Origin of the sequence: Rhizobium sp. SEMIA 4085, from assembly GCF_013004495.1 — a bacterium.
Taxonomy (GTDB): Bacteria; Pseudomonadota; Alphaproteobacteria; order Rhizobiales; family Rhizobiaceae; genus Rhizobium; species Rhizobium gallicum.
On record NZ_JABEPH010000235.1, the window covers coordinates 1 to 9,557 of the forward strand.

The 9,557-nt window shown below is 62.7% G+C and carries 7 protein-coding genes; 1 reads left to right on the forward strand and 6 read right to left on the reverse strand.

Annotated features, from left to right (window positions below):
* From C9413_RS21275 to C9413_RS21295, 5 genes are all read right to left on the reverse strand, one after another.
* Positions 1 to 507 (reverse strand): sulfite exporter TauE/SafE family protein (locus C9413_RS21275; protein WP_170250870.1); only part of this gene is annotated, 507 nt, incomplete at its 3' end.
* 604 nt (positions 508 to 1,111) lie between these two features.
* Positions 1,112 to 2,182 (reverse strand): D-alanine--D-alanine ligase family protein, encoded by a 1,071-nt coding sequence (locus tag C9413_RS21280; protein WP_039843869.1) that lies wholly within the window; start codon positions 2,180 to 2,182, stop codon positions 1,112 to 1,114.
* 35 nt (positions 2,183 to 2,217) lie between these two features.
* A complete protein-coding gene (locus C9413_RS21285) occupies positions 2,218 to 2,832 on the reverse strand; it encodes a C39 family peptidase (RefSeq protein ID WP_039846612.1) in 615 nt (204 codons plus the stop codon).
* Positions 2,833 to 3,140: 308 nt separating this feature from the next.
* A complete protein-coding gene (locus C9413_RS21290; protein ID WP_039843870.1) occupies positions 3,141 to 6,908 on the reverse strand; it encodes a peptidoglycan-binding protein in 3,768 nt (1,255 codons plus the stop codon).
* Between the two features lie 254 nt (positions 6,909 to 7,162).
* On the reverse strand, positions 7,163 to 7,621 hold the full coding sequence (locus C9413_RS21295; RefSeq protein ID WP_039843871.1) for an Lrp/AsnC family transcriptional regulator: 459 nt from the start codon (positions 7,619 to 7,621) through the stop codon (positions 7,163 to 7,165).
* Positions 7,622 to 7,748: 127 nt separating this feature from the next.
* Between C9413_RS21295 and C9413_RS21300 the strand changes: the two genes are divergently transcribed.
* A complete protein-coding gene (locus C9413_RS21300; RefSeq protein ID WP_039843872.1) occupies positions 7,749 to 9,032 on the forward strand; it encodes a cystathionine gamma-synthase family protein in 1,284 nt (427 codons plus the stop codon).
* Between the two features lie 12 nt (positions 9,033 to 9,044).
* Here the strand turns inward: C9413_RS21300 and C9413_RS21305 are convergent, their stop codons facing one another.
* A complete protein-coding gene (locus tag C9413_RS21305) occupies positions 9,045 to 9,416 on the reverse strand; it encodes a hypothetical protein (RefSeq protein WP_082046485.1) in 372 nt (123 codons plus the stop codon).
* Positions 9,417 to 9,557 lie beyond the last annotated feature (141 nt).

Sequence of the window (9,557 nt, forward strand, 5' to 3'; positions counted from 1 at the left end):
TGATGTCTGGCACCGCCCGTCCGGCGGAGGGGGGGGGCCGCGGTGGGGCGGTCCGGGCCTGCGCGGCGTCGGCGGCACGTTCTTGGCCGCCCGCCGCATGGCGTTGATGCTCTCGAGCAGCATCAGCCCGCCGACGGTGCCGAGGAAGATGACGTACATCAGCGAGATGATGAGGTCGAGCTGACCGACCCGTCTCAACAGCGAGAAGATCCAGATGCCGATCGTCGCGCCCGCAAGACCGCCGACAAGCAATACGGTCCCGAGCTTCATGTCCAGCGTCCCGCGCCTGAAATGCGTGATCGCACCGGAGATCGAGGAAGCAACCACCTGGTTGGCGCCGGTCGCGACGGCAACCACGGGCGGAATGTTATAGAAAATGAGAAGCGGCGTGATCAGAAAGCCGCCGCCGACGCCGAACATGCCGGACAGGAAGCCGACGGCCGCACCCATGCCGAGGATGATGAAGATGTTCACCGACAATTCTGCGATGGGCAGATAGATTGTCACAGCCGACCCCGAATTATGAAACTGCCCCCGCCGGGCAGGTATCTTGCGTCCCGTTCGAATGGCGCATCATATGGCGAAATCGTTGCCAGAGGCTTTCGATAAACGACATGCGATCCGCGCATTACGCGAGCGATAAGTTCCGATTAATTGGGCTTTTTTCAGATTTTGTGACGGCGGCGCGAGGAGACTTGCTCTCCGGCGATACTTCGCCTCATGGATCAGTATTTCAGAACAGCTGAGCGGCATCTTTCTCGCGGGCTGCGGACCCGGCCGTTTAGGCGAAGGCCGGGCAGCATCTGCGACCTCGCGGAGCCGTTCGAGATTGTTTCAGTCAAGCCGACAACGGCTGTTTGTCTCCATCATCGTCACTGAAATCAGCGAAAACGGCGGCGATTTCGCGCCGGCTTTCGCCCCGCCGCGCAGCCGTTATGACGGCTGTCATCACCTTGGAGGATCAACGGCACGAACTACTCCGCCCACCTCGTGCAAAAGGACAGCGCCGAGCGCAAACATGCACGCCGAAGTGGGCTTCCACGATGGCTGGGGCACGGTTGTCGAGCAGCTTGAGGCAAGTCGAGAACCGCGCCTGAGGGCTATCGCATCGTTACTGCCCTGCGCGTGCCAGTCCGTGCGCCACGAGCCGGTCGATGACTTCGGCATAACTCACGCCGCTTGCCGCCATTGCCTTGGAATACATGCTGATATCGGTGAAGCCGGGGATGGTGTTGATCTCGTTGACGAGGAATTGCATGTCCGGTGTCAGGAAAAAGTCGACACGCGCCATGCTGTCGCAACCGACGGCCCTGAAAGCCCTTGCGGCCACGTCACGCATGCCGGCTTCGACCTCCAGGGGCAATTCTGCCGGTATTTTCAGCGCTGCACCGTTCTCGTCGATATATTTAGCATTGTAGCTGTAGAAGCCATGGCTCTCCGCCGGCACGATCTCGCCCGGCCGTGAAACGAACAAGTTGCCTGCCGTGTCCTCCAGCACGCTAAATTCGATCTCGCGCCCACGAACGAACTCCTCCGCAAGCAGCTTGCGGTCGTGCCGGAAGCCTTCCGCAAGCGCCCCGTCAAATTCCTGGCTGGCATGGACCTTCCTGACGCCGACCGATGAGCCCTGCCGCGCCGGCTTGATGAAGAGCGGCAGGCCGAGTTCGGTTTCCAGCGCGGCGAAGGGAGGCTGTGCGCCCTCATGAATTGTCACGGAGCGCGCGATCGGCACCCCGGCCGCTTTCATGAGTTGCTTGGCGATGTCCTTGTCCAGCGCGGTCGCCGATCCGAGAATGCCGCAGCCGGCAAGCGGCACGCGGGCAACCTCCGCAAGGCCCTGCACGGAGCCGTCCTCGCCATGCAGGCCGTGAAGGACCGGAAAGAGGATGTCGATCGTTGGCAGTTCGTAAGCCGATCCGTCAGCGGGAATTGCAAACATACGTCCGCGTCCGCCCGGCACGAGGCAGACCTCGGCTCCGTTTTCCGGTTTCGCGAGCGTGCCATCCTCGAAGCTGCTCAACAGCCATTGTCCTTCGCGGCTGACGAACACCGGAATGGCGTCGTATTTTTGAGGCTCCAGCGCGCGCATCACGTTCGTAGCCGAAAGCACCGAGACATCGTGCTCGGTCGAGCGTCCGCCGAAGAGCACGGCAATGCGCAGTCTGTTTGGTGCATCAATCACGTAAAATCTCCGGAATGACTTGGTTTTGAGAAGACTTAAAAGCCGACCGCGATGCCCCGGTTGGCGAAGAAGCGGTCGAAGACGGCAAGCGGCAGCGTCACATGCGCCTGGCTTTCCGGATTGTGTCCTGAAGGATTGTGGAAGCGGATGGTTTCGCGAAGGGCCCCCGTAACCAGCACCAGGTGGCCGCCCTTCGATGGCGGCTCACACTCTGGCCAGCGGATGGTGTGATGCACCGAGGCGATGAAAAACTGCCGCTTGGAAAGAAGTTCTCCAATGGCGGCCGTATCGACATTCGTCACTGTCTCCGCGCCCAGCCCGAAACGTTCGGTGACGAACTTGACGAACGGCGCATAGATCAGCCCCTTGATCGAGGCATCGGCCTCATTGACAACAAAGCCGCCAAAGGCCGCGCAGCCGCGGGCAAGATCGAGCGTCCGATGGAGTTCACCGCGCGCGGCAAGGATCATCTTCAGGCAGGCCATACCGCAGACATTGACGCCCCAGCGGGTATATTCTTTGACCGTCTGCGCGCCGGAATGCCGCCACAGCGGATCGCGCATGAGCGCCGCAGATCCCTCCGCCGCGACCGCCAGCGTCATCTCGGGCGTTTCCCATTGGCTGAAATAGGGCACGTCGGCCCGCTGAATATTCACGAATCCCCCATCGGTGAGATCAAGTCACGCCGGGAAGTTCTACAAGCAAAACGACCCTTTTGCGGCGGACGCGAAGGGTCGTTCAAAATTGCGGTATAGGCAAATGCCACAAGATGAGCGGTTCTTCGCTTACCTCCGAGAGAATACGATTGGCGTCCGGTTGCCTCAGCCGGATTTGTTCAGGCGAAAATCTGACGCATCACGCTTGTTGGCGATCGCTTGCAATCAACGGCCCGTGAGCTGACGGAAGTAGCACCAGTGTTCAATTCCAATCAGTTTCGAACGCTTTCGTTGTCCTTCCCTCAAGCCTTGGTCGTGTTCTTGGCGTTGCGCTCCAGGAGCGCCTTTACCGTGTCGTCGTTGATCCTGCCGCTCGGCTCATGGCCGACCGACTTCTGGAAGCTCTTGATCGCGGCGGTCGTCTTCGCGCCCATCTCGCCGTCCGGCGGGCCGGCGTCGAAGCCGTTGTTGTTGAGGATCGCCTGAATGTTGCGGATCGCCTTCTTCATATCGACGGTCGAGGTCTTCGTGCCGGTGCTCGCCCAGCCGTCCGGGATTTCGATGCCGTTGGCCTTGTTGTCGAGCGGCTGCGGCTTCCAGGCACTCGTTGCAGCCCGTGCCTTTTCAAGGTCGGCGGGCTTCATCGCCTTTGCCACTTCGTCGCGCTTGGCGCCGGCGTCCTTGTCGCCGCCCTTCGCAGCGATGGCGAACCACTTGTAGCTTTCGCCGAGGTCCTGCGCCACGCCGTTGCCGCGGGCGCAAAGGATCGCCAGGTTGAATTGGCTGTCGGTGATGCCAAGATCGGCGGCCTTGGTGAACCAGTTTGCCGCGGTCGTGTAGTCCTGCTCGCCGAGCGCGCCGGAGGCGTAGAGCACGGCCAGATTGTGCATGGCGCTGGCATTGCCCTGATTGGCAGCCTGCTCGTAGAAGATCTTGGCCTTGCCGATATCGCGTGCGACGCCGGTCCCCTTCTCGTACATGCTGCCGAGACGGTATTGCGCCGGAGCAAAGCCCTTGTCGGCGGCAAGCTGATACCAGTTTGCGGCTTGCGCCTGGTCGGCCGCCAGGCCGTTGCGGCCTTCGGTAAAGCGTGCGCCGATCTCGAAGAGCGCAAGCTGGTCGCCGCTGCGGGCGGCGTCTGCAAGCGCCTGCGGCTGAATGGTGTTCGGCACGGATATGGAAGGTGCCGCGGGCGAGGCATTCGTGGAAGCCGGAACATCCTTGGGCGAAAAGGCTGCAGCATCCTGCGCCGGCGCGCCTGGCGTCAGCGTCGAGGCGCCTTCGCCGTCAAGCGGTACGGCGTCGGTCAGGTGGCCGGGTGGTGGCGGCTGCATCGCTTCGGGCTCGGTCTGCGCCGTGCCTAAGGCGAGCGGTGCTGGGGCCTCGGGTTCTGCAGGACCCGTCGGAGTGACGGCTGCGGTTGCTTCCACGCTCTGTTCCGGCATGGCCGAACCGTTGGCTGCAACGGGGTTCTGCGCGGCATCCGAAAGCACCGAGACTTCTGCCGGAGGCGCCTGTTCGCCGCTGGTCAGCGTGCGGGCAAGGGGGAAGGCCATGATGGCGAGCAGCACGGCGCCTGCAGCAAGGAGAAGTGGACGGCGGAAGCGGCTGAAGGCGCTGGCGCCGCCGGCAGGCTTTGGCGCCTTGGTTTTCTTCTCCGCCTTGACCGGCTGGGCCTTTGGATCGGCTTCCATGGCGGCAGCCTGGGCTGCGCGGCGGGCGGCGGCGATATAGTCGGCGCGCTCGTTTTCCGTTGCCGGTTTCGGATTGTTGCGTGCCGTGGCCTGGCTGGCGCGTACCCGCTCCAGGATCTTCTTCACATCCGGTGCGCCCGAGCCCGGCTCCAGCGGCTCGTTCGATGCTTCCTCGCCAGGCATGAGGTCGACCGGATCGATCGACGGTGCGGGATCGATGACGGTCCGCTCGACAGCCTTCGCCTTCTCCGTCTTCTTGCCCGGAATCAGCCGCTTGCCGAGTGCTGCAAGCAGGCTGCCTTTTGCGGGCGTGGCAGCTCCAGCGGGATTGGTTGCGGCTTCGATCGCGCTCACGCTCGTATCGGCTGTGGGCGAAACCTGCGCCGGCACGACAGGCTCGCTTCCGCTTTCCGCCATGCGCAGGAGCGGCGAGGCACCCTTCTGGCCGAACACGGCCTGCGTCTCGCCTTCCTCGGCACCGGCGGGGACCAGCGCGTAAGGATCGATCTCGAAATCGGCATTTGCGGCGGGCATTCGTGCGGCCGGCCGGCTGCGGGTTTCCATGTCGTCCAGCCGGTCGGCGATCTGCACCAGCGTCTCGTGCAGCGCCTGGAACGTCTTGTGCGTGCGTTCGTCGCTGCTGCGGCTAAGCTCCTCCAGATGCCGCAGATCTTCGGCGAGCGCATTTAGCGCCGACATATCGGCGGCTGGGACTCCGCCGACCTGAAGACCGCCGTTGCGGGAATAGGCCTCGACGACGGCCTCGGCCGCCTGGCGCGCCGCCTCGATGATGTATTCGTCGCTGGTCGCCATATAGTCTTCGATCGCGCCCATGCGGCGGTCGAGCTCGACGGGAATGCCGTCACCGCCGGCGCGCGGCGTGTTCATCAGCGCTGAAAGACCGGCAATCTGGTCCTCGAGGTTTTTCAGGGCTCTCGAATCCGTCGGGGGCGCCGCCGTGCTTTCCTCGAGGCGTGCCGCGATGTCGCTGAGGCGCCCCTCGATGCGGCGGAATGCGCCGTCATCGGTTGCCGCGCCAGAAGCAGGCTGCACGTCCATCTGGTCGATGCGGCGGGCAAGATAGTCCAGCCGTTCCGCCAGCGCGTCGTTGACTGCGCCGCTTTCCAGCGCGTCGATCTTGCGGGAGATGTCGGCAAGCGTGCCGTTGAGATCTGCCTGCGGAACCGTTTTCTGGGCACGCTCGAGCATGAAGGAAAGCTGCTCGAGCCGCTCGTCGAGGTGTGCCGTCGCTTTGGTATTGGCGAGTTCCTCCACGCGCCGCGTCAGCATTTCCAGCCGATCGGCAAGGCCCTCGGCGGGCAGGGCATGGCTTTCCGCACTGCGGCCCACCATATCGATTTGCTCGGCCAGCGCATTCAGCCGGCCTTCGAGGCGATGCATCAGCGCCGGGTCGCCGCTTGCCGCGCTGCGCCCGCTCGCCGCGATCGCACGGCTGATCTCGTCAAGGCGCATATCCATCGCGGCAAACTGCTCGGCCATGGCGCGGTCATGCGGCTGGATCATGCTGCCGAATTGCTCCATCGCGGTCGCGATCGCAATCAGCTTGTCTTCCAGCGCGCGCACTGCCGGGCTTTCGCCCATGCCGCCGATATGGCGCTTGATATCGTCGAGCCGATAGGCGAGCGACACCAGCTCTTCCTGCAGGCCTGCTGTGTCCAGCGCATGCAGCTGGTTTTCGAACCCGTCCCAGCGGCGTTCCATGTGGCGGATGGAATCCTCGCGGGCAAGCCCGTCCATCAGTGAGCGCAGTTCTTCGAATTCGTTTTGCAGGCCCGCAGTCTCCGGGCCAGCCGAACGGCTGGAGAGCTGGTTGATGCTCTGGGCGAGCCGGCCCATGTCTTCGCGGATGTCGTCGGCGAAATGCCGGTCCTGCGCGCTCGTCTTGATCTCGCGCAATTCCGTGCGCAGCGCATCCATCTCGCGCGCTACACCGTCCGAAATGTCGCGTTTCAGGTCCTGGCGCAGGTTGACGAGCGCCTGGGCGATCTCGGTCATCGTGTCGGGCGAGGCGCCAAAAGCAGGTGCGGCCTGCGGTGCCGGCATGCGCGGGGCGGATGCGGGTTCGCGGTAAGCTGCACGTTCGGCGGCTGCGCGTTCACGACCGGCATCGAGCGTGCGCTGGCGCTCGCGGATTTCTGCGAGCGGATCAGGCCGGGCCTCCGGCCTCATGTAAGCCGGTTCGTAAGGTCTTCCGTAGCTTTCGCGCTCCGCTGCGGCTGGCTGCTGCCTCGGCTCGCGGCTTCCCTTGCCCATCAGCCCTTCGATGCGTGCCTCGAGCCCCTCGATCGTGCGGTTTAGCGCATCGAGCGATGCTCTGTCGGAATGCCGGGGGATATTGGATCGCGATCCGTTCATCTTCCTGCTCGCTTCGTCTGCTCGGGACCCTCGTCAGGGCCAGGCCATTGGCTTGAGAGACCGTTCACCGGAGAGCAGTTTATTAGACTTTTCTCAACTTGAACGGCGTAGCGGCACTCCAAGTAAACGCGAGACTTGAAAAAGGAATGCGGATCACCACTGCTCACCCCGCACCTTTCACGAAACGTGGTAAACAAGCCGTTAATGTCGGTGAAGTATTTTTAATGTTTCGGTAAATCGGCACATATTTTGAGCTAGATGCGCCGCTCCTTGATGGTGTTCATCACAAAGCTGGTCTCGATCGTATCGACGCATTTCAACCGCGCGATCTTCTCCTTGATGAAGCGCTCGTATTGATCCAGCCCTGCGCTCATCACCTTTAGGACATAGTCGCGCGAACCGGTGACGAGATGGCACTCGAGCACTTCGTCCCAGCTGCGTACGGCAGTCTCGAACATCTCGATCTCGTCCTCGTGCTGGCGGCTGAGCCGGACGGCGGCGATTGCCGTCATCGTCCAGCCTTCCGCGGTCGGATCGACCAGCGCCGTGTAGCCCTTTATAACGCCCGTCTCCTCCAGCCGCCGCAGCCGGCGAAGGCATGCGGAAGCTGAAAGCCCGACGCGCTCGGCGAGCTCGTTGTTGGTGATCCGCGCATCGGCCGTCAATTCCTTCAGGATCCGCCGGTCCGTCTCATCGGCAATTTTCTGCGCCATATTTCAGATTGCTCCGCACGAAGTTGCTTCCAATGACATCCTACTGCGCCAAATAGCAAGAACGTGCCGCTGCATTTGATATATTTTGCTGTTTCAGTTCCCATCCATCGGCCTGAGGAGACCGTCAATGACCGCGCCGCACCCTTCAAGAACCCATATCGGCAATCACGCGTTGCATCCGGAAACGCTGATGCTGAACTACGGGTACGATCCGGAACTTTCCGAAGGCGCGGTCAAGCCGCCGGTCTTCCTGACCTCGACCTTCGTCTTCAACACCGCCGAGGATGGCCGCGATTTCTTCGATTATGTGTCGGGCCGCCGCGAACCGCCGGCAGGCAAGGGTGCCGGCCTCGTCTATTCGCGCTTCAACCACCCGAACAGCGAGATCGTCGAAGATAGGCTCGCCGTCTATGAGCGGACGGAAAGCGGCGCGCTTTTCTCCTCCGGCATGGCGGCGATCGCAACCACGCTGCTTGCCTTCGTCCGGCCGGGCGATGCGATCCTTCATTCGCAGCCGCTCTATGGCGGCACCGAGACGCTGCTGGCGAAGACCTTCCTCAATCTTGGCGTTTCCGCCGTCGGCTTCGCCGATGGCGTCAGCGAGGCTTCGGTAAAAGCGGCTGCAGAAGAAGCTATGTCGAAAGGCCGGGTCTCGGTCATCCTCGTCGAAACACCCGCCAATCCGACGAACAGCCTTGTCGATGTCGCGATGATCCGCCGCATCGCCGATGCGATCGGAAAAACCCAGGACCACACGCCGATCGTCGTCTGCGACAACACGCTGCTCGGCCCGGTCTTCCAGCGCCCGATCGAACATGGCGCGGATATCTCGCTCTATTCGCTGACCAAATATGTCGGCGGCCATTCGGACCTCATCGCCGGCGCCGTCCTCGGCCCTAAAGCGGTGATCAAACAGGTGAAGGCGCTTCGCGGCTCGATCGGCACGCAGCTCGATCCGCATTCCTGCTGGATGCTCGGGCGCTCGCTGGAAACGCTGCAGATCCGTATGGAGCGGGCCAACGGCAATGCGCGCGCCGTTGCCGATTTCCTCCGGGATCATCCGAAGGTCGAGAAGATCCACTATCTGCCCTACCATGATCCGGAATCGCCGGTCGGCCGCACCTTTGCCACGCAGTGCACAGGCGCTGGCTCCACCTTCTCTTTCGATATCAAGGGCGGCCAGCCGGCCTCCTTCAAGTTCCTGAACGCGCTGAAGATCTTCAAGCTTGCCGTCAGCCTCGGCGGCACGGAATCGCTCGCCAGCCATCCGGCTGCGATGACCCATTCCGGCGTTCCGGCAGATGTGCGCCAGCGCATCGGCGTTCTGGAATCGACCATCCGGCTGTCGATCGGCATCGAGCATCCGGACGATCTGATCGCCGATCTGGCGCTCGCTCTGGACGAAGCGTAAGGGCAGGCGGGCTCAGGCCGCCGCCGTCTCCCGCACATCATCGAGCAGAAAATGCGCGACGATGTAATTCGTGCTGTAGCGCCTGCCGCTATCGGAGATATTCTCGATACTGCCGCCGTCAGCCGGGTGCCAGGCATGGTAATGCGGATTGGTGGTGATGAGGGTGATCGCCTTGCCGGAAAATTTTCCGCCGAGCCGGTAGCGGGCTTCCGCCAATGGCCATATCCGCTCGTAATCCTCCATCGGAATGCGGACTTTCAGAGCCTGCCTGCTGATCGCCTCGCTCCGCGATCCGTCCTCGTGGACGACCGCCGGCAGCGTCAGAGTCACTTCCTCTGCGCCGTCCAGGATGGAATTGAACTCCTCAGGCCACATCCGTCTCATGAAATCGCTCCTCCCAGGGCTCTCTTCGGTTAGCCAGCGAAATGTAGCGTGTTCGCCCGCAGAAGCAAACGCTGCTTTCAGTCAGCGATTGCCAGTCAGCAGGCCAGGCTGCGCGCCGCATTCTTCAGCGCTCTCTCCAGC

Excerpts from the sequence above, each read along its gene's own strand:
- C9413_RS21295 (WP_039843871.1), bottom strand. The coding sequence starts at position 7,621 with ATGGCGCAGAAAATTGCCGATGAGACGGACCGGCGGATCCTGAAGGAA.
- C9413_RS21290 (WP_039843870.1), bottom strand. The coding sequence starts at position 6,908 with ATGAACGGATCGCGATCCAATATCCCCCGGCATTCCGACAGAGCATCG.
- C9413_RS21300 (WP_039843872.1), top strand. The coding sequence starts at position 7,749 with ATGACCGCGCCGCACCCTTCAAGAACCCATATCGGCAATCACGCGTTG.
- C9413_RS21305 (WP_082046485.1), bottom strand. The coding sequence starts at position 9,416 with ATGAGACGGATGTGGCCTGAGGAGTTCAATTCCATCCTGGACGGCGCA.